General features: G+C 38.8%; 24 protein-coding genes. 13 read left to right on the top strand and 11 right to left on the bottom strand.

Going from position 1 to position 25,960, the window contains the following annotated elements; all coding sequences use genetic code 11:
- The first annotated feature begins 2 nt into the window (after positions 1 to 2).
- From ACNR9Q_RS01210 to ACNR9Q_RS01180, 7 genes are all read left to right on the top strand, one after another.
- Positions 3 to 1,022, top strand: coding sequence for a LacI family DNA-binding transcriptional regulator (locus ACNR9Q_RS01210; RefSeq protein WP_419212756.1), 1,020 nt, complete (start codon positions 3 to 5; stop codon positions 1,020 to 1,022).
- A 13-nt stretch (positions 1,023 to 1,035) separates the two neighbouring features.
- A complete protein-coding gene (pgmB, locus tag ACNR9Q_RS01205; protein ID WP_419212755.1) occupies positions 1,036 to 1,710 on the top strand; it encodes a beta-phosphoglucomutase in 675 nt (224 codons plus the stop codon).
- Positions 1,711 to 1,767: 57 nt separating this feature from the next.
- Positions 1,768 to 4,071: a glycoside hydrolase family 65 protein gene (locus tag ACNR9Q_RS01200; protein ID WP_419212754.1), complete on the top strand. Its 2,304-nt coding sequence runs from the start codon at positions 1,768 to 1,770 to the stop codon at positions 4,069 to 4,071.
- Between the two features lie 80 nt (positions 4,072 to 4,151).
- A complete protein-coding gene (locus ACNR9Q_RS01195) occupies positions 4,152 to 5,924 on the top strand; it encodes an alpha-amylase family glycosyl hydrolase (RefSeq protein ID WP_419212753.1) in 1,773 nt (590 codons plus the stop codon).
- A 64-nt stretch (positions 5,925 to 5,988) separates the two neighbouring features.
- The gene (locus ACNR9Q_RS01190; RefSeq protein WP_419212752.1) at positions 5,989 to 6,678 is read left to right on the top strand and encodes a glycerophosphodiester phosphodiesterase; all 690 of its coding nucleotides are present in this window, start codon (positions 5,989 to 5,991) and stop codon (positions 6,676 to 6,678) included.
- A complete protein-coding gene (locus ACNR9Q_RS01185; protein WP_419212751.1) occupies positions 6,678 to 7,952 on the top strand; it encodes an NAD(P)/FAD-dependent oxidoreductase in 1,275 nt (424 codons plus the stop codon). Before ACNR9Q_RS01190 ends, ACNR9Q_RS01185 begins: the two co-directional genes overlap by 1 nt.
- Before the next feature lies 1 nt (position 7,953).
- A complete protein-coding gene (locus tag ACNR9Q_RS01180; RefSeq protein WP_419212750.1) occupies positions 7,954 to 8,499 on the top strand; it encodes a DUF1697 domain-containing protein in 546 nt (181 codons plus the stop codon).
- Between the two features lie 11 nt (positions 8,500 to 8,510).
- Here ACNR9Q_RS01180 and ACNR9Q_RS01175 read toward each other — a convergent pair whose 3' ends face one another.
- Positions 8,511 to 8,984: a TspO/MBR family protein gene (locus tag ACNR9Q_RS01175; RefSeq protein WP_419212749.1), complete on the bottom strand. Its 474-nt coding sequence runs from the start codon at positions 8,982 to 8,984 to the stop codon at positions 8,511 to 8,513.
- 81 nt (positions 8,985 to 9,065) lie between these two features.
- Between ACNR9Q_RS01175 and ACNR9Q_RS01170 the strand changes: the two genes are divergently transcribed.
- From ACNR9Q_RS01170 to ACNR9Q_RS01145, 6 genes are all read left to right on the top strand, one after another.
- Complete coding sequence (locus ACNR9Q_RS01170; RefSeq protein ID WP_419212748.1) at positions 9,066 to 10,148, top strand: diphosphomevalonate/mevalonate 3,5-bisphosphate decarboxylase family protein; 1,083 nt, start codon at positions 9,066 to 9,068, stop codon at positions 10,146 to 10,148.
- A 148-nt stretch (positions 10,149 to 10,296) separates the two neighbouring features.
- Positions 10,297 to 11,235: a mevalonate kinase gene (locus ACNR9Q_RS01165; protein WP_419212747.1), complete on the top strand. Its 939-nt coding sequence runs from the start codon at positions 10,297 to 10,299 to the stop codon at positions 11,233 to 11,235.
- Positions 11,236 to 11,247: 12 nt separating this feature from the next.
- Entirely contained in the window at positions 11,248 to 12,153 is a 906-nt protein-coding gene (locus ACNR9Q_RS01160; RefSeq protein WP_419212746.1) for a geranylgeranylglycerol-phosphate geranylgeranyltransferase, read from the top strand.
- A 74-nt stretch (positions 12,154 to 12,227) separates the two neighbouring features.
- The gene (locus ACNR9Q_RS01155) at positions 12,228 to 13,070 is read left to right on the top strand and encodes a pseudouridine synthase (protein WP_419212745.1); all 843 of its coding nucleotides are present in this window, start codon (positions 12,228 to 12,230) and stop codon (positions 13,068 to 13,070) included.
- 37 nt (positions 13,071 to 13,107) lie between these two features.
- Positions 13,108 to 14,169 carry a zinc-binding metallopeptidase family protein gene (locus ACNR9Q_RS01150; RefSeq protein ID WP_419212744.1) on the top strand — a complete coding sequence of 354 codons (1,062 nt, stop codon included), beginning with the start codon at positions 13,108 to 13,110 and terminating at the stop codon, positions 14,167 to 14,169.
- Positions 14,170 to 14,483: 314 nt separating this feature from the next.
- Positions 14,484 to 15,374: a YihY/virulence factor BrkB family protein gene (locus tag ACNR9Q_RS01145; protein ID WP_419212743.1), complete on the top strand. Its 891-nt coding sequence runs from the start codon at positions 14,484 to 14,486 to the stop codon at positions 15,372 to 15,374.
- A gap of 1 nt (position 15,375) precedes the next feature.
- Here the strand turns inward: ACNR9Q_RS01145 and ACNR9Q_RS01140 are convergent, their stop codons facing one another.
- From ACNR9Q_RS01140 to proC, 10 genes are all read right to left on the bottom strand, one after another.
- Entirely contained in the window at positions 15,376 to 16,950 is a 1,575-nt protein-coding gene (locus ACNR9Q_RS01140; RefSeq protein ID WP_419212742.1) for a M1 family metallopeptidase, read from the bottom strand.
- Positions 16,951 to 16,970: 20 nt separating this feature from the next.
- Positions 16,971 to 18,254, bottom strand: a complete 1,284-nt coding sequence (gene argH, locus ACNR9Q_RS01135) for an argininosuccinate lyase (protein WP_419212741.1) — start codon at positions 18,252 to 18,254, stop codon at positions 16,971 to 16,973.
- A gap of 75 nt (positions 18,255 to 18,329) precedes the next feature.
- Entirely contained in the window at positions 18,330 to 19,406 is a 1,077-nt protein-coding gene (locus ACNR9Q_RS01130) for a M20 family metallo-hydrolase (RefSeq protein ID WP_419212740.1), read from the bottom strand.
- Position 19,407: 1 nt separating this feature from the next.
- On the bottom strand, positions 19,408 to 20,187 hold the full coding sequence (gene argB, locus ACNR9Q_RS01125; protein WP_419212739.1) for an acetylglutamate kinase: 780 nt from the start codon (positions 20,185 to 20,187) through the stop codon (positions 19,408 to 19,410).
- A 1-nt stretch (position 20,188) separates the two neighbouring features.
- Positions 20,189 to 20,944 (bottom strand): SDR family NAD(P)-dependent oxidoreductase, encoded by a 756-nt coding sequence (locus ACNR9Q_RS01120; protein ID WP_419212738.1) that lies wholly within the window; start codon positions 20,942 to 20,944, stop codon positions 20,189 to 20,191.
- A gap of 6 nt (positions 20,945 to 20,950) precedes the next feature.
- Positions 20,951 to 21,889, bottom strand: coding sequence for an acetylornithine carbamoyltransferase (locus tag ACNR9Q_RS01115; RefSeq protein WP_419212737.1), 939 nt, complete (start codon positions 21,887 to 21,889; stop codon positions 20,951 to 20,953).
- A complete protein-coding gene (gene proB / locus ACNR9Q_RS01110; protein ID WP_419212736.1) occupies positions 21,886 to 22,650 on the bottom strand; it encodes a glutamate 5-kinase in 765 nt (254 codons plus the stop codon). Before proB ends, ACNR9Q_RS01115 begins: the two co-directional genes overlap by 4 nt.
- A gap of 109 nt (positions 22,651 to 22,759) precedes the next feature.
- Complete coding sequence (locus ACNR9Q_RS01105; protein ID WP_419212735.1) at positions 22,760 to 23,956, bottom strand: glutamate-5-semialdehyde dehydrogenase; 1,197 nt, start codon at positions 23,954 to 23,956, stop codon at positions 22,760 to 22,762.
- Entirely contained in the window at positions 23,949 to 25,079 is a 1,131-nt protein-coding gene (locus ACNR9Q_RS01100) for an aspartate aminotransferase family protein (protein WP_419212734.1), read from the bottom strand. Before ACNR9Q_RS01100 ends, ACNR9Q_RS01105 begins: the two co-directional genes overlap by 8 nt.
- Before the next feature lie 84 nt (positions 25,080 to 25,163).
- Positions 25,164 to 25,958: a pyrroline-5-carboxylate reductase gene (gene proC / locus ACNR9Q_RS01095; protein WP_419212733.1), complete on the bottom strand. Its 795-nt coding sequence runs from the start codon at positions 25,956 to 25,958 to the stop codon at positions 25,164 to 25,166.
- Positions 25,959 to 25,960 lie beyond the last annotated feature (2 nt).

Below are 25,960 nucleotides of genomic sequence, written 5' to 3'. Positions count from 1 at the left end.
TCTTGAAACCAAAAATGACCTTAAAGAATATATCGGATGAATTGGGGGTCTCCATTTCAACGGTATCAAAAGCATTAAAAAATAGTGATGAAATTGGGAAAGACACTAAAGATAGAATTCAGGCTTTCGCTAAGTTTTATAACTATAGGCCCAATAACATTGCTCTTAGTCTAAAGAATAAAAGGACAAAGAATATCGGGGTTATTATTCCAGACATTGTCCATCATTTTTTTACAACCGTTTTTAGGGGTATCGAGAAATATGCTAATAAGAGGGGGTATAACGTGATAGTTTGTATTTCCGATGAATCCTTCGACAAGGAAGTAGTGAATATGGAAATGTTGGCTAATGGAAGTATCGATGGATTTATACTTTCTTTAAGTGCAGAGACACAACTGAAGAACGACTTCCATCATTTAAAGGAATTGTCGAGTCAAGAAATTCCATTTGTGCTGTTCGATAGGGTTACGGACGAAATAGACTGTGATAAGGTCGTTATAAATGACAAGGCTATAGCCTATGAAGCAACTGAGCATTTCATTAGGGCCGGTGCCAAAAAGATTGCTTTGGTTACTACTGAAACCTATTTTAACGTAAGTGAAAGTAGAAGGCAAGGTTTTCTGGAGGCTCTAAAATCGAACCAAATCGAAATCGACCTTAACCTTATTTTGACGCTGCCGTATAATACTGAAAATCAATCGGCTATTTTAAAGTTTTTTGAGAACCATGAGGTCGATGCTGTGTTATGCGTAAATGAAATATTTGCGATACAATGTATGAACGTAATTCAAAACTTAAGTTTAGATGTTCCGAATGATATTTCAATTATAGGTTTTACTGACGGTAATTTATCACGCTTTTCAAACCCAAGGTTAACAACGGTAGCACAACATGGCGATGAAATGGGTAAGAAAGCAGCAAAACTTCTTATTGACAGGATTGAAAATAAGAACAAGCATTCTAGTTTTCAAACTAAAATTGTAAAAGCCACATTAATTAAACGCGGTTCCACAATCAATTGATACTTTTGTTAGTATGGATAAAATTGGATTTATTTTTGATTTGGATGGAGTCATCGTCGATACTGCCAAATACCATTATTTAGCGTGGAAAAAGTTGGCTAATGAATTGGGATTTGAATTTACAAAAGAGCAGAATGAACTTTTTAAAGGCGTTAGTAGAAAGAGATGCTTGGAAATTTTATTGGATATAGGGAATATTGAAGCTACACAAGCACAGTTCGACAGGTGGATGGTGGAAAAAAATGAAGACTATTTAGCGTATATCGATCAAATGGATGCTACTGAAATCCTGCCAGATGTGCCAAGGGTCCTTGAATTTTTACAACAAAGAAAAGTCCCTATTGCACTGGGCTCTGCCAGTAAAAATGCAAAACCCATTTTAGAGAAAGTGAATTTGTTGTCTTATTTTGATAGTATTGTAGATGGTAATAGTGTGACCAAAGCTAAGCCGGATCCAGAGGTTTTTTTAATTGCGGCCAAGAATTTAGAAGTAACACCTGGTTGTTGTATCGTTTTTGAAGATGCCGTTGCTGGTATTCAAGCGGCCAATTCTGCAAATATGACCAGTATTGGTATAGGTGACCCCAATGTTCTTAAAGAGGCTAACTATAACTTTAAAGATTTCACTGAAATAAACAAGGATTTTTTAAACCTGTTGTTAAAAGGTAGGTGCCCTAATATTAGGTAAAAGTATCCTAATCTATTTAAAGTTAATTTATTTTTGATATCAATCGAATTTTAACCAATGAATCAGGATTATATAAAAGCGGATAAGTGGAGCATTCTAGAAGAAGGTTTTGATAAGGAAAACGTAAAATCCTCAGAAAGTATCTTTAGCATCGGCAATGGCGCAATGGGCCAGCGTGCGAATTTTGAGGAAACCTACACGGGTGAAACCTTTCAAGGTAGCTATATTGCGGGGGTATATTATCCCGATAAAACACGAGTGGGTTGGTGGAAAAATGGCTATCCAGAATACTTTGCAAAGGTTTTGAACGCTCCTAATTGGATAGGAATAAAAATTTTCATAAATGCTGGGGAGTTCGATTTGGCTACCTGTAAGAAGGTGTCCAATTTTAAACGTGAACTGAACATGAAAGAAGGCGTTTATGTTCGAAGTTTTCAAGCAGTCACCTCAAATAACGTTGAAATTGAAGTTGAAATCAAACGTTTTCTTAGTTTGGATATCGATGAGATTGGTGCCATATCCTATACTATAAAAGTTTTAAAAACCGAAGCTGAAATCATTTTCGAGCCCTATTTAGATAGTGGAATAACTAATGAAGACAGTAATTGGGATGATAAATTCTGGAATACTACAAACAGTTACGTTACAGGAAATCGTGCTTTTATAGAAGCGCACACCATGAAAACCAATTTTCAGACCTGCACCTTTATGCGGGCTTCATTAAATTATAATGGTGATCTGGTTTCAGGTCAGGCCGGTTCGAAGACCGAAACCTATGTCTCCTTGAAATTCTTACAGAAGGTCAAGCCAGATGAATCGGTCACCTTAACGAAATTTGGAGGGTACACGGTTTCGAGAAATCACCCGGAAGATGCATTGGTACAGGCCGCCAATAATGCGTTAGACGAGGCCCAGACATTATCATTTGATGGTTTGCTTCAGAAACAAAAGGAGGCTTGGGCTTCCATTTGGGAAATGAGCGATATCGTTATAGAAGGTGATATTAAGGCGCAACAAGGTATTCGGTTCAATATATTTCAATTAAATCAGACCTATTTAGGAACAGATTCACGTTTGAATATTGGTCCGAAAGGTTTTACGGGTGAAAAGTACGGTGGTAGTACTTATTGGGATACCGAGGCGTATTGTATCCCGTTTTACATGGCCACAAAAGATGATAAGATCGCCCGAAAGTTACTTAAATATAGATATAACCATTTAGAAAAGGCCATAGCCAATGCCAGAAAACTGGGATTCTCTAACGGTGCTGCCCTGTATCCTATGGTTACCATGAACGGCGAAGAATGCCATAATGAGTGGGAAATTACCTTTGAGGAAATCCATAGAAATGGAGCCATTGCTTTCGCTATCCATAATTATTATAGATATACGGGTGACTATAGTTATATTCCTGAAATGGGTCTTGAGGTACTTATAGGTATCGCAAGATTTTGGCATCAACGCGTTAATTTTTCTGAGGATAAGGAGAAATACGTGATGTTAGGAGTTACGGGTCCTAATGAATACGAAAACAATGTCCAAAACAATTGGTATACCAATTACTTGGCCAAATGGTGCATCAATTATACCTTAACACAGTTGGGTAAGGTGAAGAGCGGATACCCTGAAGATTATCATAGAATCATCGGCAAGACCAAGCTTACCGATAGGGAGTGTGACCAATGGAAAAAGGTTGCGGACAATATGTATTTTCCCTATTCTAAAAAATATGGTGTCTTTTTGCAACAAGACGGTTTTTTGGATAAGGATTTGGTGAAGGTGAGCGATTTACCTAAGACCGATAGGCCTATAAACCAAAAATGGAGTTGGGATAGAATACTTAGGTCCCCCTATATAAAACAAGCCGATGTTTTACAGGGCTTTTACTTTTTTGAGGAAGATTTCACAATCGAAGAACTAGAGAAACACTTTGATTTTTATGAGCCTTTTACGGTACATGAGTCCTCTTTATCACCTTGCGTACATAGTATTCAGGCGGCAAAACTAGGACGAATGGATCAAGCCTATAATTTCTATCTCAGAACTTCTAGGCTAGATTTAGATGATTATAATAAAGAAGTGGAGGAAGGGTTGCATATTACCTCAATGGCCGGTACTTGGATGAGTATCGTTGAAGGTTTTGGAGGAATGCGAATCATTGATGATAAATTATCCTTCAAACCCAAAATACCCGATCAATGGAAAACGTATTCGTTTAAAGTTAATTTCCGCCACCGTATTATAGAGGTTAAAGTCAGCGCTGAATCTGTGACCTTCAAATTATCTGGGTCTAAAGAAGTGTCGATACGAGTTAATGGTACAAAAGTAGAATTATTCCCAGATGAGCCAGTAACGGTTTAAGAATATACATGGGATTGAAGGGTTGCTATGCAATGACAAAATCAGTTCCCTATTAAACTTGCAAAAATGAAAGCGGACCAATGAAAAGGAAGATTGTTATTTATCAAGTCTTTACAAGGCTTTTTGGAAATACCAATACCACGAATAAACCATGGGGTACCATTGAAGAAAATGGAGTTGGGAAGTTTGCAGATTTTACTATAAAGGCACTTGCCGAAATCAAAGCATTAGGGGTTAGTCATATTTGGTATACAGGAGTTCCTCATCATGCTGTAATACGAGATTATACCAAGTTTGGTATTTCCAACGATGACCCTAACGTCGTTAAGGGAAGGGCAGGTTCGCCATATGCGGTAAAGGATTATTATAATGTAAATCCAGATTTGGCCATTGACCCTGCTAAAAGATTGGAAGAGTTCAAGGCATTGATTAAGCGTACCCATGAAGCCGACATGAAGGTGATTATTGATATAGTTCCCAACCATGTAGCAAGAAATTACGAGGGTACCACGAATCCTAAAGGGGTGACCGATTTTGGTTTTGGAGATGATACTTCGGTCGAATATAAAAAGGATAATAATTTTTACTACATCCCGGGGACGGAATTTCAGGTTCCGGAATGGAAAAACGGTTATGTGCCATTAGGTGGAGATAATCCAAATTTGCCTGATTCAACCTTAGTAGAGATGCCGGCCAAATGGACGGGCAATGGATCCCGAAGTCCGCAACCCGATATGAACGATTGGTACGAAACGGTTCGGATCAATTACGGCGTACGGCCAGATGGTGGATTAGATTTTGATATGCTTCCCAATGATTTTGGTTACCGTGATTATAAAGAGCATTTTAACTATTGGAAAAAGAAAGTTGTTCCTAGCTCCTGGAGAAAATTCAGGGACGTTGCTCTTTACTGGTTGAAATTGGGTGTGGATGGGTTTCGTTACGATATGGCCGAAATGGTTCCGGTTGAATTTTGGAGTTTTATGAACTCGTCCATCAAAATGAAAAAACCAGATGCCTTTATTATGGCAGAAGTCTATAATCCAGATTTGTATAGAACTTATATTCGCAAAGGCAAAATGGATTACCTATATGATAAAGTCGATTTTTATGATGGTTTAAAGCATATTATGAAGGGGTATGGCTGGTCAGATCATCTTCCAGTCGTGCAAAATGGTTTGCAGGATATCGAGCACCATATGCTTCACTTTTTGGAGAATCACGATGAACAACGAATTGCCAGTCCAGAATTTGTGGGCGAAGCGGAAATTGCAAAGCCTGCTATGGTGGTTTCGGCCACGATAAGTACGTCGCCGACCATGATTTATTTCGGGCAAGAAGTTGGCGAGCCGGCCGCTGAAAATGCTGGTTTTGGGAGTCCGTCAAGAACATCCATATTCGATTATGTCGGAGTTCCGCATCATCAACGTTGGATGAACGATAAAAAATTCGATGGTGGACAGTTGACACAAAACGAAACTACGTTACATGACTTTTATAAAAGGCTATTAAACTTTACGATTACTAGTGAAGCTTTAATGGGGGCTTATCGAGAAATTCATTTTTATAACAAGCAGCTTACCGAAAACTATACCCATAGGGTGTTGTCGTATGTGCGTTGGTCACCGGACCAAAAATTAATTGTTGTTGTGAATTTTGACACAAATGATCATTTTTCTTTCGATTTAAAACTACCGGTTGATCTGATCAATGAATGGGGTTTGAAAAAAGGCTCTTATTCCTTAAAAGATGTTTTGTACGGTGTTTCAGGTATATTGAAAATTAAAAAAGGAGAGGGACATATTCCAATAGACTTAAAACCGTTAGAATCCTTTATTTTTGAATTAAAATAACCAATCCATGTTTAAAAGAATTTTTATACTCATATACGTATGTATCTCTGTAATATCCTGCAATATGAAAGAACCATTGGTAATAGGGCATAGGGGGGCTATGGGCCATGAGAGAGAAAACACATTAGCATCTATTCAAAAAGCAATTGATCTAGGTGTCGATATGATAGAGATCGATGTTTTTAAAATCAAGAGTGGTGAGATTGTGGTTTTTCACGATGACACTGTAGATAGGCTTACGAATGGCCCTGGGAAAATCGAAGAGTACAATATTTTGGATTTAAAAAAATTGATTGTTGACGGAGGTCATCAAATTCCCATGCTTCAAGATGTGCTGAAATTGATTGATAACAGAGTTGCTTTAAATATAGAATTGAAAGGCGACGCTACAGCAGACCGTGTAAATTTCATCATGAACTATTATATCAAGGATAAAAATTGGTCCCCAGAAAATTTTTTGATTTCCAGTTTTAAATGGGATGAACTTAGGGAAATGCGTAAGCTTAACCCAAATGTGGCCATCGCTATTTTGACCGAAGAAAATCCTCTAGATGCCATTCCTGTGGCAAAGGAACTGAATGCGGTAGCTATCAATCCTTACTTTAAAAAGTTGGATGCCGAAATAGCCACGCAGCTGAAAGATGCCGGATTGAAAATTTATACATGGACCGTCAATGAGCCAGAAGATATTAGTGACATGAAGGAAATAGGTGTGGATGGAATCATCACCAACTATCCAGAAAGGGTCAACTAATGTATGATGTTCTGGTAGTAGGTGGGGGAGCGGCAGGTTTCTATGCGGCAATTCATATTGCAGAAGCCAGGCCGAATACCAAGATCGCTATTTTGGAGCGCGGTAAAGAAGTGCTTACGAAAGTCAAAGTATCTGGTGGTGGCCGCTGTAATGTTACCCATGCTGAATTTAATCCTAAAGAACTCAGCACAAATTATCCCAGAGGTGAAAAGGAACTTTTAGGCCCGTTTCATCAATATGCCAGTGGCGATACCATCGGTTTTTTTGAGGTGCGGGGTATATCTTTAAAAATAGAGGAAGACGGTAGAATGTTTCCGGTCAGTAATTCTTCGCAGACAATTATAGATTGTTTTGTCTCGGAAGCGGAAAGATTAGGGGTTCAAATCAAGAAAATAAGTGCCGTAAGCAATTTGGAATCAGTGAACGAAAACGGATGTGCTATTTGGAAGGCGCAAGTAGGGGATGGTTATCTGCGCGCTAAAAAATTGATTTTGGCTACAGGAAGCAATCCGAAAATATGGAATCTTTTAGAGAGATTAGGGCATACTATAATTTCGCCGGTTCCTTCCCTTTTTACGTTCAATATAAAAGATGAACGTATTGCAAACGTTCCTGGGTTGGCCACACATGCAGAAGTTAGGGTCTTGCCTAGCAAGAAGTTTGGCAAGAGTACCGCAAAAGATAAAATTGAGGTATCGGCACTTTCTTCTGATGGACCGCTGTTAATCACCCATTGGGGAATGAGCGGTCCTGCAATTTTAAAGTTATCGGCATGGGGTGCACGTGCTTTGGAGCGTTTGAATTATCAATTCAAAATCCAGGTCAATTGGGTGCCTGAATACCATCAAAACGGACTATTAGAGTTATTTTTGAAGGTGAAGCAAGTCGAAAAAAAAACCATTCTGAGAACCAAAATCCTCGATATTCCTAAACGACTTTGGGTGAACTTGGTGCGAGCTTCACAAATTACCGATGAAACTACTTGGCCAGAAGTTTCCAAACCACAATTAGCGGTGCTAGCCGAGCAATTGACAGGAGGTGTTTTTCAGGTCAATGGTAAAAGTACCTTTAAAGAAGAGTTTGTAACCGCTGGTGGTGTTGATCTTAAGGAAATCAATTTTAAGACCTACGAAAGTAAAATAGTGCCTAATGTATATTTTGCAGGGGAAATTATTAATGTGGATGCCATTACCGGAGGTTTCAACTTCCAAAATGCTTGGACCGGCGGATTCTTAGCTGCTCAAGGGGTGGTTTCGGCTTTAAACCAAGAGTAAGATGGAGTTACGGACCTATGTTGCATTTTTGAGAGGGATCAATGTTAGTGGGCAGAAGAAAGTTCCTATGCAGGTGTTACGCACTTTATGTGGAACTTTAGGATTACAGGAGGTCAAAACTTATATACAAAGTGGAAATATTGTATTTAAAAGTCCACCTGAAGAAACTTACCAATTAGAAGAAAGGTTGACACATGCAATTCAAACAGAATTTGGTTTCGAAGTACCTGTAATCGTTAAAACAGTTGAACGCATAATTGAAATATGGAAGTTGAATCCTTTTAAAGATCCAACTGAGCTTTCTGATAATAAAATCTACTTTGTTTTACTGAAAACTATCCCTGAAGATGAATTAGTAAAAAAGTTAATAAATGAATCCTTTGTTAATGAAGATTTTCAGGTAGTTGGAGATTGTATTTACCTTAAATGTAATATAGGGTACGGTAAAGCCAAATTGAATAACAATTTGATTGAGCGTAAGTTGAACGTTATGGCATCCACTCGAAATTACAGAACCATGAATAAAATGTTAGAAATGGCTAGATAGCATTTTAAAAATCAGTTCAATTCCCAAATTTTATAATTCAAAAACGCTGCAAAACAAACCCAAAGTAGATACGGTAATAATAGAAGTGCTGCCACTTTGCTGACCACTTTAAACCATTTAATGGTTAGTACTAGAACTACCAGTAGGGTTAAGATCACCATGAGTCCCCAAAAAGGTTGCCGTAGTCCAAAAAAAACGATGCTCCATAATCCATTCAAAAGCAGCTGAAAACCAAAGTGGTAAAGTCCGGTTTTTACCCATTTATGATGAAAGCCTTTTGCCCAGACCCAACCAACAGAAATACCCATTAAAATATAAAGAGTGGTCCAAACGGGTGCAAAAACCCAATTGGGCGGATTAAAACTTGGTTTGTTCAAAGTTACGTACCAATCATTTACAGAACTTTGGGTGACTACACTACTTAGAAAACCAATGATGGAACAGACAACAATGCCAATGATGATATAGGTCAGTTTTCTTTTCAATGGACGAGTGTTTGCCTCTAAAATAAGGAATTATTTTAATTGACAGCCCTAAAAACTATCTTTGCATAAATTGAGAATTCAATGACCGAAAAAGAATTTATCCCTACTTCCTATACCGCAATGGAGAATGAAGGGGTGGTAACCTATTCTTCCCCTAGTAATATAGCATTGATTAAGTATTGGGGGAAATTGGAGCATCAAATTCCAGCAAATCCTTCGATCAGTTTTACCTTGAATGAATGTTCTACCACCACATCTGTTCAATACAAAAAGTTAGAAACCCCGGGGAAAGAATTTTCTTTTGAACTTTTGTTTGAAGGAAGGTCTAAAGAAGATTTCAAACCGAAAATCAACACCTTTTTACAAAGAGTAGAGAAATACCTGCCTTTTTTAAAGGATTATCATTTTGTAATAAATACCTCCAATACATTTCCCCATAGTAGTGGAATCGCATCTTCAGCCAGTGGCATGTCGGCTTTAGCTTTGTGTTTTATGGAGATTGAGCGTTCGTTCTTGAAGGAGATGCCACCAGAATATTTCAATAAAAAGGTATCATTCTTGTCTCGTTTGGGCTCAGGTAGTGCGTGTAGAAGTAATCAAGGACCCATTATGCAATGGGGGGAAAGCACGGCGATCGAAGATAGTTCAAACCTTTATGGGGTCGTCTACCCATATTTAATCCATGAAAATTTCAAGAACTACCAAGATACTATATTGTTGGTTGACAAAGGTGAGAAACAAGTTAGCAGTACCGTAGGTCATGAATTAATGCACGATCACCCCTATGCTAAAAGTAGATTTGAGCAAGCGCATTCTAACTTGAAAAGGCTAAAGGATATTTTTGCCAGTGGTGATTTAGATGCCTTTATTACTATAGTTGAAAGCGAGGCTCTCACCTTGCACGCAATGATGATGACCAGCAACCCTTATTTTATTTTGATGAAGCCCAACACCCTTGAAATCATAAATAGGATATGGAAGTTTAGGTCACAATCAAAAACGCATGTTTGTTTTACCTTAGATGCCGGGGCGAACGTACATGTGCTTTATCCTGAAAATGAGAAGGAAACGGTCTTTACGTTCATTAAGGAGGGGTTAGCACCTTTTTGTCAAAGTGGTCAGTATATTTGTGATCAAGTTGGACAGGGAGCAAAGAAATTATAATTTGAAAATATACGTTTGTCTCTTGATAACCGTTAGTAAACGAGGGTTTTACCGGTTTTGTTAGACCGAATGAAGAAAAACCCTGAACTTTATCGTAATCTTTAAGTATATTTAAAAGTAATTCGGATATTTGCCGAGATTTTTTAAAATGAAAGGACCGTTATTTTATTCCAAAATTCTGCTCTTCGGAGAATATGGTATCATTAAAGATTCCAAAGGACTTTCAATTCCCTATAATTTTTATAAGGGAGCATTAAAAAAAGCGGTAAATCCAACAAAAGAAGCTCGTAAGTCCAATAAAAGTTTAGAAGCCTTTGCGAATTATTTGGAAGAAATCACAACGAATGAACCCAATTTGGTGTCCTTTGATTTGGAACTTTTGAAAACCGATATTGCCCAAGGAATGTATTTTGATAGTTCTATTCCTCAAGGGTATGGTGTTGGTAGTAGCGGAGCATTGGTGGCGGCCATCTACGATAAATATGCCCAAGACAAGATAACGGTGTTAGAAAACCTAACTAGGGAAAAGCTTTTAAAGCTGAAAGCGATTTTTGGTAAAATGGAATCTTTTTTTCACGGTAAATCATCTGGTCTTGATCCTTTGAACAGTTATTTAAGCCTACCCATTCTTATAAATTCTCAGGATAACATAGAGTCCACCAGTATCCCTTCTCAGAATACCGAGGGTAAAGGAGCGGTGTTCTTATTGGATAGCGGTACCGTTGGGGAAACGGCTCCAATGGTTCAGATTTTCATGGAACAGATGAAGAATGATGGATTCCGGAATATGCTCAAAACCCAGTTCATTAAACATACCGATGCTTGCGTCGAAGATTTTGTAAACGGTAACATCAAGTCTTTATTCGGGAACTTAAAACAACTATCTCATGTTGTTTTGGACAATTTCAAACCCATGATTCCCTTAAAATTCCATGAGCTATGGAAGCAAGGTATAGACACCAATGATTATTATTTAAAACTATGTGGCTCTGGTGGTGGGGGGTATATTCTAGGCTTTACCGAAGATTTTGAAAAAGCCAAAACCGCACTCAAAGATTACAAACTGGAAGTAGTATACAACTTTTAGTAAATTTCATAAATGCTTAATAGAAAAAACAAACTCTTACTTTTAAAAGTACTGAGTCTTTTTTCAGTGGTTAGAGGCTATAACATACTTGTTATAGTGCTGGCCCAATACATGGCATCTATTTATATTTTAGCACCCGATCTACCCTTACGAAAAGTCGTGCTAGATGTAAATCTTTTTGTAATCGTCATAGCTTCTGCTATGGTTATCGCGGCAGGCTACATCATCAATAATTTCTATGATGCTGAAAAGGACTTGATCAACAAACCCACGAAAAGCATGTTGGATCGTTTGGTGAGCCAACGTTTTAAATTAAGTACCTATTTCGTACTCAATTTTCTAGCCGTAATTGCGGCCAGCTATGTTTCTTTTGGGGCGGTTTTTTTCTTTTCCTCCTATATTTTTGGAATATGGCTGTATTCGCATAAATTGAAAAGACTTCCTCTTGTAGGAAATTTCATTTCCGCAACATTGGCGATTACCCCTTTTTTTGTGGTCTTCGTGTATTACCGCAATTTTGAAACAGTGATCTTTGTGCACGCTATGTTCCTGTTCCTTTTAATCCTATCCCGTGAAATGATCAAGGATTTGGAGAATCTATCAGGAGATATGGCACAAAATTATAGAACAATACCTATTATATATGGCACCCGATTGTCTAAAACGATAATCACAGGATTAATTCTGTTGTCTCTTTTACCATCTTTACTTCTTATTTTCAGATATGATGTAGGGTACATGCACTACTATTTTGGGGTTTGTAATGTTCTTTTGTTGATATTTATTTTTCTTCTGTTAAAAGCTACAACAAAAAAGGATTACGTGTGGTTACATAATATAGTAAAGCTTATTATTGTGGTAGGGGTGTTCAGTATTTTATTGATTGATGTGAATTTGGTTCTGAACAGGATTTTATAACCTGTATAATATATTGCTCTTAACTGTTTGGACGGCAATGCAATTTCCTACCTTTGTGCAAAATTGGTATAATTATGAGTAGGGACGATTCTAATAGTGGAAAAAAAACATCAGGAAAACAGGGAGGTAATTTCAAAAAGAAGAGCTACGCCCGTGGTAATGCCCCTGTAAAAAAGAATGCCGTTCCAAGCAAACCTTCTGACCCAAATTCTATTCGGCTCAATAAATATGTAGCCAACTCTGGAGTTTGTTCACGTAGAGATGCCGATATCTACATTGCTGCCGGAAATGTAACCGTAAACGGTAAACCCATTACCGAAATGGGGTACAAGGTGAAATTGACCGATGAGGTAAAGTTTGATGGGCAGTTGTTGAATCCGGTTAAAAAGGAGTATGTATTACTCAACAAACCAAAAGATTTTGTGACTACTATACGCGATGAAAAAGGGAAAAGACATGTTTCTGGATTGATTTCGAGCGCATCGAAATCTAAATTATTACCTGTTGATAAATTAGACAAAGACCATACCGGCTTACTTCTATTTACGAATGATGGTACAATGACCAAAACCTTAAAAAGCCCTATCAATGGGTTGCGTAAAATTTATCATCTGGTCTTGGAACAAGAATTAAGAAGTGCTGACCTTAAGAAAATCCAAGAAGGTGTTGTGGTTGACGAAAAGGTAGTACGGGTTCAAGATGTGAGTTTTATCGATGATGCTCCAAAAAGGGAAGTGGGTATCGAGATATTCAGCTCTAGGGGAAAAATCGTTGAACGACTTTTTGAGACCTTGGGGTATAAAGTACAAAAGTTAGACCGGGTCGTTTATGGAGGTTTAACGAAAAAGGACTTACCTAGAGGTCATTGGCGGTATTTGACCGATCAGGAAATCATCAATTTAAAGATGATTAAATAAAAGTAATTTCCTGCACTAAACAAAGGTCATAGGATTTATGAAATTATTTCAGTGTACAAATTGCAAAAACACCGTTGTATTTGAAAATCATACCTGTGTTAACTGTGGTTATTTCTTGGGGTATTCTTCCTATTACAACCAAATTGTGGCCTTGGATCCAAAATTGTCTCAATGGAATTTGACCGATTTAGGAAATAAAACCTACACCTATTGTAAAAACCATGTTCACAATGTTTGCAATTGGCTGGTTGAAGAGACAAAGCATTCTAAATTTTGTCTGGCCTGTTCTTTGAATAGAACGATTCCCCATCTGTTGAATGAAGAAAACATGGATAAATGGTCGCATATTGAGTTGGCCAAACATAGACTTATATATCAATTGCTACGGTTTAGGTTGCCGGTTGTTAGTAAAATAGCTGATAAACAGAGAGGCCTTTGTTTCGATTTTTTAGCTAAGGAAGATTTACCTGAAGAAGCAAAGGATATTAAAACCGGGCACGCAGAGGGAGTGATTACGCTGTTGATTTCAGAAGCGGATCCAGTGGTAAGGGAACAGATCAAGAAACAAATGTCCGAGCGTTATAGGACTTTATTGGGTCATTTCAGACATGAAGTGGGACATTATTTTTGGGATCGTTTAATTCGTGACAATTCATCGGCATTAGAGAAGTTCAGAAATACATTTGGTAATGAAACCCAATCGTATGCCGGATCTTTAGAGAATTATTACAAAAACGGACCTCAAGCAAATTGGCAATCCTGTTTTATAAGCAAGTATGCTTCTTCGCATCCTTGGGAAGATTGGGCCGAAACTTGGTCTCATTATCTCCATTTGATCGATGTTCTTGAGACGGCTTATAATTTTGGTATTCAAACAGACCCAAAGATAACTGCACAAGACAATCTAAAAATGAACGCCAGTTTTGACCCTTATAAAGAGAGCAGTTTTAAGAGCTTTATGGATACCGGTATTCCACTTTTGTATGCTTTGAACAGTATGAACCGTTCGATGGGAGAAAATGACTTGTATCCTTTTATTATTTCTAATCCTGTAAAACGAAAATTAGAGTTTATCCATAATTTGTTGAAAGGAATCTAATCGTAAGTTTCCATGGTGAATGGCATAAGTAGTCTTGAAATAATGGGCCATACTGCTGCTGAAAGAATTTTAATTGGCCTTTTGGATTTAAATTCTAAAAGAAAATGTAGAAAATGATTCCTTTTTAATCAGAAGTACTATTTTTTCGATTAATTTAAAGTGTATTTAGCACTTAACTTTACGCGATAATCGAGATTGAAATGCTCTGACGATTGCGTAGTAATCAATATGAATTTCCGTTCAAAGCCTCGTTGGCTTGCCCCGAGGTAGTTTAGTGGCAATTTTATAACCTTATTAATATATAAGCTTCTAAAATGAATAAGTTAAAGCAAAAAAGTTCTGATACCGACAAGTTCAAGTTAAAGGATTTGCCTAAGCTATTCGCAAAAACCTATACCTGTTGGATGGAAAAGGAGCCGTTTCAAATTAGCGCCGTAATAGCCTATTATGCGATTCTTTCACTACCCGGACTTTTAATTCTGATTTTAGAATTAGTTGGATCTATCTGGGGCCGGGAAATTGTCAGAGGCGAACTGTTCGGCGAAATTTCGTCTGCTATGGGCCCGGAGACAGCGCAGTCGATTCAGGAAATGATTACAGATCGAGGTAGTGAAAATACATCTCTGGTAGCGACTGTTTTGGGGATTGGGGTATTGATTTATGGGGCTACTGGTGTTTTTTATCAACTGCAGAATGCCTTGAACGATATTTGGGAAGTGAAACCTAAATATTCTAATGAAGTACTGGCAACTCTTTTTATGCGGTTAAAAAGTTTTGGTTTTATATTGATTTTCGGCTTTTTATTGTTGATCAGCTTTGTGATCACTTCTTTTTTGTCCGCATTTTCAAAACAACTTTCCAGACTTTTACCCGATGGCATGTTGGAGCTAAGTTTTGGTTTGGACCTTCTTTTATCCTTTGGGTTCATTTATTTATTATTCGGTGCCATGTTCAAATACCTTCCTAGTACACATGTTAAATGGGGTGCCGTTAAAATGGGAGCTGCATTGACAGCGTTACTTTTTATCATCGGTAAATACGCCTTGGCCTTTTATTTTGGAAAAGCAGAGCCAGGGTCTACGTATGGGGCCGCAGGAAGCATTATTCTAGTAATGCTCTGGGTATCCTATTCTAGTTTGATCGTTTCTTTTGGGGCACAGTTTACCAAAATATATTCTGATAAATATCTTAAAAAGAAAACCTGATTTATTTCTCCTCGAACAATAACCAAAAGTCGGGGTCAAGAATGACGGTATCTGGTTTGTTGGAGCTTTCAATTTCAAAAGTAGAATTCTTTGCATTTATGTGAACGGTTTCGATACTTGTCGTGCCGTTATGAACTAGCCCTATTTCCAATGGAAATTCAAACAAAGTATAATCTTGGAGTTGTTTTAGATGAATGGTCACCTTGCCTTTTTTATAGCTCCAATCCCATTTAATTTCGGGGTATCCTTTGGTGAAAATCCATTGTTTAAAAAAGTTACGTAAATCTTTGCCAGAAACTTCTTCCATTACATTTTCAAAATCAGTGGTCATGGCATTGGCATTTTGATATTTTGAATAATAGGCTTGAATGCCTTTCCAAAATACTTCATCCCCCAGTTTGTGTCGTAGCATATTCAAGACCCAACCTCCTTTTTGGTAGGTGTTCACGCTTAATACCTTCATTGGGTCGGTAATGGAAAGGTCGACGATAGGCGACGGATTCTTCTGATAGTATTCGATGATCTGCTTACGGTCTAAGGCTAGTTCTTCTTTTCGTATTGCATTCCCATATACCCATTCTTGGTAGAGTATGGCGAAATACGTGGCAAAACCTTCGCTGAGCCAAACATGGTTCCAATCATTTTCAGAAGCCGAATTCCCAAACCATTGGTGTGCAATTTCATGAGCGATCAACCCTTCCACTTCGTTTTTGCCGGTGACCGAATTTTCAAAATAAGCGATGGTGCCTGCATTCTCCAAACCACCCCATTGGGTCTTTGCCTGCATGTTGGCCAATTTAGCATAAGAATACGGACCGATATTATCGATAAAATATTTCAATACTTTGGTCGCAACACCGTAGTCTGAAAATCCATCAAGCCTATTCTGAGGATATACCCATGCCGATACGGGAATGCCATATACTTTCTCCAACAGTTTACTGGCAAATTCGGTGACACCTATCGTAACGACTTTCATGGCGACCGGAGCGGGTTCTTTGTAAGTGGTCAATTTATACCCATTCTCTAAATTACTTTCCTCGATTTTTTCACCGGTAGCGACTACATCATAATGATCTGGAGCGGTAATCCTAAATTCAATCGTTGCTTTATCATATGGATGATCGACCGACGGCAACCAATGGCGGGCAAGGGTGGGCCAGTTGTCACCAAAGAAAGAACGTTTTCCAAACTTTGTGGTATCTATGACCAACCCGCGTTCAGGAATGCCGTGATACTTTATAGTGAATGTTTTTTCTTTAGTGGATGTATTTTGAGGTATAATCTTAATTTTATTATTTTCAAAAGTATAGTTGGCAGCTACCGAATCTTCATAAACGTCGGTTATTTCCATCCCATAAGCATTTGATTTACCGATAAGGTCTAGCGCAAATTCGTTTACTTCGTTTTTGAAATCTACGTTAATTATAGTTTCCCCAACTATTTCGTTGGACTCATCATTTAAGGTCAAATTAAAAATATAATCTTGAACATCTGCGGATGTATTTCGAATATACGTATCCTGACCGAATGTGAAATGACCAATTAATAGGAGGAGTAAGAAGTAGTTTTTCAAGGGTTTTGATTTTAGAATTTTTATTTATCGAGCGCTTTCATCTTATTCCAAATTTCCTCTAAACACAAATTTCCTAAACTACCCTCGTGGGTGTGATGTATATCACGTTTCGGCGTGAAGGTGCCTTCATTGATTTCCTTCCCCATTTTCTTGTACGCATCTCGAAAGGGCATTCCGTTTTGAACCAGTTCGTTCAGGGTATCTACGCTGAAAAGATAATCATATTTGGGGTCTTCCAGAATGTCTTTATTGACCCTGATTTCTTTCAAACTAAACGTCATGATCTCGATACAGGCTTTCATATCCTGTATGGCGGGAACAATGATTTCTTTTACCAACTGAAGGTCTCTGTGATAACCGCTGGGTAAATTGTTGATGACCATGGTCAATTGGTTGGGGATGGATTGTAGCTTATTACATTTCCCACGAACTAGCTCAAATACATCCGGATTTTTCTTATGGGGCATGATGCTAGAACCGGTCGTTAATTCATCGGGGAAAGATATGAAGTTGAAATTCTGGCTCATATACAAACAGATATCCATGGCCATTTTAGATAAGGTTGCAGCAATATTGGCCATACCGAAGGCCGTTGCTTTTTCTGCCTTGCCTCTACTCATCTGTGCGGCAACGACATTGTACTTCATTGTTTCAAAACCCATTTCTTTGGTCGTGAAACTACGATCAATGTCAAAAGAACTGCCATAGCCTGCAGCACTCCCTAACGGATTTTGGTCTACTACTTTATAAGCGGCCTCCACAAAATAAAGGTCGTCTATCAAACTTTCGGCATAGGCAGAAAACCAAAGCCCAAAAGAAGATGGCATGGCAATCTGCAAATGGGTATACCCTGGCAGCAAGACTTCTTTATGTTTTTCGGCTTTTTGTAGCAAAAGTTTAAAGAGTGTTTTTGTCATCGATTTTATTTCGGTCAACTCGTCCTTTAAATATAAATGCATGGCCACTAAAACCTGATCGTTCCTAGAACGTGCCGTATGAATTTTTTTGCCGGTATCACCTAAACTTAGGGTGAGCATAAATTCTATTTTAGAGTGCATATCCTCAAAAGATGGCTCAATAGTAAAGGTGCCTTTGTTGATTTTTGTGGCGATGATATCCAATTCATTAACCAATTCCTTGGTTTCCTTTTGGGTCAGTAACCCTATTTTTCCCAACATTTTAGCGTGCGCCTTTGATGCGATTACGTCGTACTTCGCCAATAATAAATCCAATTCACGGTCATTGCCAACAGTAAAATGGTCTATTTTTTTATCGGTACTAAATCCTTTATCCCAGAGTTTCATAATTCAATTTCAAGTTCAAAAATCAAGTTTAAGTTCAAGACTAGCAGCAGTTGTACGCGCCTTTGACTTTGTTTTTTATTCCCCGTTCGGGGCTAAAAATCCTTTTAATAGTTTAATATATATATCGATGCCCTCCTCAATTTCATGTACGTAAATATACTCATCGGCAGAGTGGGATCGCGTACTGTCCCCAGGGCCTAGTTTCAACGATTGACAACTTAGGGCCGCTTGATCCGAAAGGGTAGGGGAGCCATAGGTGCTTCGGCCAAGGGCAATACCCGATTTCACTAGCGGATGGTCCTTATCTATTTTTGAGGAATTGAGTCTTAGCGAACGTTCCTCTAATTCACAAGGCGCATCTTTTTTAAGTAAGTCGGCAATTTCCTTGTTGGAATAGGCATCATTGACCCTAACATCGACCACTAGATTTACTTGGGATGGAACCACGTTATGCTGACTACCGGCACTTATTTGGGTTACGGTCATTTTCACATCACCTAAAGCTTCGGAAGTTTTTTCGAATTTATAATCCTTAAACCATTGTAGTACTTCAATCGTATTGTAAATGGAATTATCCGTATTTGGGTGCGCCGCATGCGATGGTGTACCTTTTACCACTGCATCAAAAACTACCAATCCTTTTTCGGCTATGGCCAATTGCATGAGGGTAGGTTCCCCCACAATCGCAACATCAATGTGCGGAAGCTTTGGCAAAAGTCCCCGTAAACTATGCTCGCCGGCATTCTCCTCTTCTGCCGAAGCGACCATTAAAATATTATGGTTTAAGTTATCGGCCTGATAAAAATGAACAAAAGTTGCCAATAGGGAAACTAAAGGTCCACCAGCATCATTGCTTCCCAAACCATATAATTTTCCGTCTTCTATATGTGGGTGAAAAGGGTCTTTGGTATATGCCTGGTTCGGTTTTACGGTATCATGGTGCGAGTTCAAAAGTAGGGTAGGTTTATCGTCGGCCCAATGTTTGTTCTTTGCATATATATTGTTGCCATCACGTTCCGTGGAAATTCCGTAAGATAACAGCCAGGCTTGAATGGCATCCGCAGTTTTATCCTCTTCCTTTGAAAAAGATTGAATGGAAATCAGTTTCTTTAATAATTCAATAGCGCTGTGGGTCAGTTCTTTTTGTGTCATATTAAAGGGTTATCGTTGTGTATAAATTTTCATTTTCGTTCAACATATGTACATCTCCTAAACATACTTTATTTACTTGCCTTTCTAAGGCATGGAAACAATTGTGCAATTTAGGTAACATACCATCTGCTATAATTCCTTCTTCTAATAGCTGCTTGTATTTTTTGGTGTCAATATCTTTAATGACCGAGTTTTCATCGGCAACATTCATCAATACTCCTTTTTTCTCAAAACAATAATAGAGCGTAGTTTCATAATGCGCACTCATACCAATCGCAATTTCAGAGGCTATCGTATCTGCGTTGGTATTCAATAATTGTCCTTTTCCGTCATGTGAAATGGCACAGAAAATAGGGGTGAGTTGTAGGGTTAGCAGCTGCGCCAATAAGCCCGAATTCACGCCATCAATATCGCCCACAAAACCATAGTCGATTTCTTTGACAGGGCGTTTATGGGCTTGTAAGGTATCTCCATCGGCACCACTCAAGCCAAGCGCATTGATACCTTTGGCCTGCAATTTCGCGACTATTTTTTTATTGGCCAATCCACCATACACCATGGTGATGATATCTACCGTCTCTGCATCGGTGATGCGCCTGCCATCTACCATTTTAGATTCAACACCTAACTTTGCGGCCAGTTGTGTAGCTAGTTTTCCGCCACCATGCACCAATATTTTAAGTCCTTCCACTTTTGAAAAGGCAGCAAGGAACGTGTCCAATGCTTTTTCGTCCTCAATGACGTTACCTCCAATTTTTACTACGGAAAGTTGTTGTTTCATATTATGCATTTAAAATTCCGCCATCAATTGTCATTGCCGTTCCAGTAATCCATGAAGCTTCTTCCGAAACTAGAAAAAGGGCCAAGTTGGCGATATCGGTCGGTTTTCCCAATCGTTTTAATAAAGTCGTGTTTGCAGCATTTTGTACCGCTATTTTTGGTTCTTGAAAGGCTTTGGCAGAATCCCATAGGAGCGGCGTATCGACAGGACCTGGACAAATAGCGTTAACCCGTATTTTAGGAGCATATTCTACCGCCATTTGGCGCATTAAGGCCAAAGATCCTGCTTTGGAAGCGCAATAAGCTGGATGATTTGGAAAACTTTTAAAAGCCGCTATGGATGCGTTGATCAAAATGGAACTTCCTTCGTTCTTCTGCAATTCTGGTATAGCGTATTTGCTTAAATAGAATAGGGAGGAAAGGTTAATGTCCATGGTATTTTTCCAAAGCTCCAAGGGTAAATCGGTAACATTTCCTAAACCTAATATTCCGGCGTTCATGGAAACAATATCCAACTTTCCAAAATGTTCAATTGCCTTTTTTACAAGTTGATCATTATACTCTGGGAGGCTCACATCGCCCGACAAAAAAAATGCATTTTCACCTAGTTCTTTTGCGAGGGAAGAGCCTCTTTCCTCGTTTCTTCCCGAAAGAACCACTTGGGCCCCTTGTGAAACAAAAGAAGTTGCAATTGCCTTCCCCATACCACTTGTGGCACCGGTGACAATACAGACTTTATGTTTCAATTTAGTTGACATGCTAGGTTATAGATTTTCTAATATTTTTTTGAGGACCAATTGAGCGGAATACGTTCTGTTGTTGGCCTGTTCAATGACCAGAGATTGCTCACTGTCCAAAACTTCATCGGCTACTACAACATTTCTACGCACGGGCAGGCAATGCATAAGTTTGGCGTTGCCTAGTTTTTTAAGGGTCATTGTCCAGTTCGGATCTTGGTCAGTCACCTTCCCATAATCTTTATAGTTGCTCCAATTTTTTACATAAACAAAATCCGCTCCTTCCAAGGCCTTTTCTTGGTCGGTTTCAATTTTCGAATCTTTAACGATGTTGGGGTCCAACTCGTACCCTTTTGGATGGGTAATCACAAAGTCCGCCTCTTGTTTTTGCATCATTTGAATAAACGAATTGGCAACGGCATGGGGTAGGGCTTTTGGATGTGGCGCCCAAGAAAGCACCACTTTCGGTCTGTCCCCTTTATGTTGTTCTCCCAATGTAATTGCATCGGCCAAAGCCTGTAAAGGATGTCCCACGGAACTTTCCATATTTACAATGGGCACGCTGGCGTATTTTTTAAATCCGTTAAGGACCTCTTCGGCCTCATCTTTTTCTTTATCCTCTAGACCGGCAAAAGCCCGAATGGCGATAATATCGCAGTATTGTGAAATTACCTGCGTAGCCTCTTTGATGTGTTCAGAAGTACCTTGATCCATCACTGTACCATCCGCATATTCTAATGCCCAACCTTCACTGCCAAAGTTCATGACCATTACATCCATGCCCAAGTTTATTGCCGCTTTTTGGGTGCTTAAGCGGGTACGTAAGGAGTTGTTGAAAAACAAAAGTCCAATCGTTTTATCCTGTCCTAAGTGTTTGAATTGCTTCGGATTTTTTTTCAGTTCAATCCCTTCTTTTACCCAAGCGGATAAATCGTCTATGTCATTGATGGTTAGATACTGTTTCATGCTTTTATTTTTGTAAAAACGCTTTTGTTCTCAATTGCATCGGTAATAAAATTATCTTTTAATCCGTTCGCGATCCAGGTTTCAATACCCGCTTTTTGGGCAATGGTGGCCGCATCGATCTTAGATTCCATGCCACCTGTACCGTGGCTTGATTTGGAACTTCCAATTTCCTTTTTTAAATCGCTAAGAAGGGATACGTTTCGTATGGTTTCAGGGCGAATGCTGTCAAAAGAGGATTTTGTATAAATTCCATCGGTATTCGTGGCAATGATCAAGATGTCAACCGATAGCAGGGCAGCGGTCAACCCCGCTAATTTATCATTATCCCCGAATTTGATTTCATCTGTAGCAACCGTATCATTTTCATTGATAATCGGGATAAAATTATTAGCGACCAAAACGTCAATCGTATTCTTGATATTTACCCTTGATTGCTCCTTCTCAAAGTCTGAATAGGATAGTAAGCATTGTGAAGTGAATAAGCCCAGCTCCCTGAAATTTTCCTGAAAAATACGCATCAGATGCGGTTGACCAATCGACGCCAATGCCTGTTTTACATTGATTTCTTCCCCATTATGTTCCAATTTTACAAATTGTTTTGCAGCCGCGATAGCCCCAGAACTTACGATAATGAATTCATAACCTTCTTTTAGAGCCGCTATTTGTCTTCCAATATCTTCAATCTTTCCTCTGGATATATGGTCAGTATCTTTGGTCAAGGTATTGGATCCTATTTTCAGTAAAATTCTTTTTTTAGTCATTTTCTAGTGGGCTTTTGGCCTCTAGCTTTTAGCTCTGGGCTACACATTGTATTTATTTTTCCGACTCCTAACTTTTCTCGATCTTACGGTTTTTGTTCGCTTAGGGCTTTTACCTCACTTGTCCGTTCCCCTTGACGTACCATTTATTGGTTACTAAATGTTGTAGGCCAATAGGTCCGCGTTGGTGCAGTTTATCGGTACTTATCGCTAATTCCCCACCAAGACCAAATTGTCCGCCGTCGGTAAAACGGGTAGAAGCATTATGATACACAGCGGCAGTATCTACAGATTGCATAAATAGGTCCGCTTTTTGCTCATTGTCAGTAATAATAACGGCGGAATGGCCACCGCCATATTTGTTGATATGGGTGATGGCTTCGGTAACGTCTGGAACTTGACCGATTACAATTTTATAATCCAAGAACTCTTCGTACCAAACCGATTCATCGGCCATTTGTGCCGTACCTTCCAATCCGGCCAGTTTTGCATCGGTCAAAATTTCAACCTTATGTTTTTTAAGGGACTGAATCAATAGATTAAGGAATTCCATTTTACGTGGCAAATCCCTTGATATAATAACCTTGTCCACCGCATTGCAGGCAGATATCTTTGTGGTTTTCGCATTGATGATAACATCCAAGGCCATTTGTAAATCCGCATCTTGCGATACATACACAAAATTATTTCCACGCCCGCTAACAATGATAGGGCAAGTGGCATGCTGTTTAACAAAAGCAATCAATTTCTCTCCGCCCCTTGGCACTATTAAATCTAATTTTTGGGGCGGATTTTGCAAAAATTGTTGGGTCTCTTCCCTAGAATAATTGAGATAGCTTATCCAATCTGTAGAGCATTCACAGGCTTCCAAGGCTTTATGCCATAGATTTACCAGCACTAAATTTGAATTCAAGGATTCCTTACCCCCTTTTAATAAAATTTTATTTCCTGATTTAAAGGCAATACCCGCTGCCTCGATAGTTACATCGGGCCTGGATTCATAAATAATCATCACTGTGCCAAAAGGAGCTGTTTTGTTACTGATTTCTAGACCATTATCATGCGTAAACTGAAATCGCTCAACAAACAAAGGATCGTCTAATGTGGCCAATTGCTTTAGGGAAGAAATCATTTCTCCTACCTTTTTTTTATCGACCTTTAATCGATCTACCATGGCAATATCATCTGACTCAAAGGAATTCAAGTCTTTGGTATTGGCAGAAATCAATATCGATTCTTCCTGCCGAACCAGTTCTGCCATACGCAATAGCACGGCATTTCTTTTTTGTATGGGTAATATTTTATTCATTTAGCGCCTTTTTTAAAGCGTTAAAAAGAACATCTAAATCTGCGGTGCTAATATTCAATGCTGGAAGAATCCGTAATACTTTTTTATCTTTTGCACCGCCGGTAAACAGATGATGGTCATAAATAAGTTTTTTTCGAAGTTCGGCTACGTCAAAATCAAATTCCAACCCTAACATTAATCCTCTGCCTTTTACCCGTTTTACTTGTGGTATTTCTTTTGCTTTTTCAGTAAAATAAGCACCTAAGTTTTTCGCATTGGCTATTAAATTCTCTTTTTCGATAACTTCAAGAACGGCTAGTGTTGCGACGCATGCCAAATGATTTCCGCCAAAGGTTGTACCTAGAAGTCCGTATTTGGCTTCAATGCTTTCATGTAATAAAATACCTCCTACCGGAAAACCGTTACCCATACCTTTGGCAATACTAATGATATCTGGCTCAATGTTATGATGTTGAAAACCAAAAAACTTACCGCTTCTTCCAAAACCTGATTGTACCTCATCCGCAATTAAAATAACCTTATATTCCTTACAAAGGGATGCTATTTTTTGATAGACTGGTGTTGTTGGTTCGTCTAACCCCCCCACACCTTGAATAGCCTCAAGAATGACACCGCAGACATCACCTTTTGAGATTTCTTTTTCAAAACCTTCGATATCATCCAACTCCAAAAAAGTAACTTTCTGTTGTTGATTAATTGGTGCATTGATTGTGGCATTGTCGGTAGCTGCTACGGCCGCCGAAGTACGCCCATGAAAGCTATTTTTAAAGGCTATCACCCTAGATTTACTAGTGATAAAGGAAGCCATTTTAAGGGCATTCTCATTGGCCTCGGCACCAGAGTTACACATGAACAAGTTGTAATTCTCACAGCCGGATTGTTTGCCAAGTCGCTCCGCCAGTGCCTCTTGTATCGGGTTCTGAACGGCATTGCTATAGAAACCTATTTTGTTCAGTTGCTCTGTAAGTCGATTGACATAATGCGGATGCGAATGACCAATGGAGATGACAGCATGGCCGCCATAGAAATCTAAATACTCCTGTCCTTTGTCGTCAGTTACTACAATTCCTTTGGCAGAAACAGGGGTTACATTATATAGTGGGTAAACGTCGAATAGTTTCATGTGTTTTAAGTTCAAGTTCAAAAATCAAGTTCAAGTCCGAATAGGGAAAATAAAGTGCTTGGTTTTGATATTTTGATGTATGTTTTATTTCGTTTTAAACTCTGTTATCTTATCATAGGAAGCCACGATGCCGCGAATCAAGGAAGAGCTTAAGCCTTGGTGTTCCATCTCGTTCAAACCTGTAATCGTACATCCCATTGGGGTGGTCACTCGATCTATTTCTTCTTCTGGGTGGTTGCCAGATTCTATCAATAAACTTGCGGCACCACTACAGGTGTGCATGGCCAGTTCTTGAGCTTCATGGGCATCAAAACCAAGTTGAATGGCGCCTTGCGTGGTAGCACGTATCAAACGCATCCAAAAAGCGACTCCACTGGCGCAAATAACCGTTGCGGCCTGCATCTGACTTTCCGGTATTTCCATAGAATGCCCCATTCGATTAAAAATGGCCTTCGCCAAATCGATCCGTTTCTTTCCTTTACCATTACTACAGATACAGGTCATCGACTTACCAACCGAAATTGCGGTGTTGGGCATACTTCGAATGATATAACGATCAGTGCCAACAATGCTTTCAATTTTATCGATTCCAAAACCGGTTATGGTAGAAATGAGGATATGGTTATCGTTCAACAAATCCTTTATACTTTCCAAGATGCCCGCAAAGTGACCGGGTTGTACCGCAAAAATTAAAATATCTGATTTTGAAACGGCCTCGCGGTTATCGTCGGTTACGGTAACCATACTTGACTTTTGAAATTCTTCAATAGATTTCGTATTCCTTTTAGTAAGGTACATGGTGGTCGCACCATTACTGTTCAATATGCCTTTCGCAATGGAAAGTCCTAAATTGCCGACACCTATAATGGCTATTTTCATAA

It is taken from the genome of Maribacter sp. X9 (assembly GCF_048537565.1).
Classification (GTDB): Bacteria; Bacteroidota; Bacteroidia; order Flavobacteriales; family Flavobacteriaceae; genus Maribacter.
This window is presented reverse-complemented; position numbering and strand designations above follow the sequence as displayed.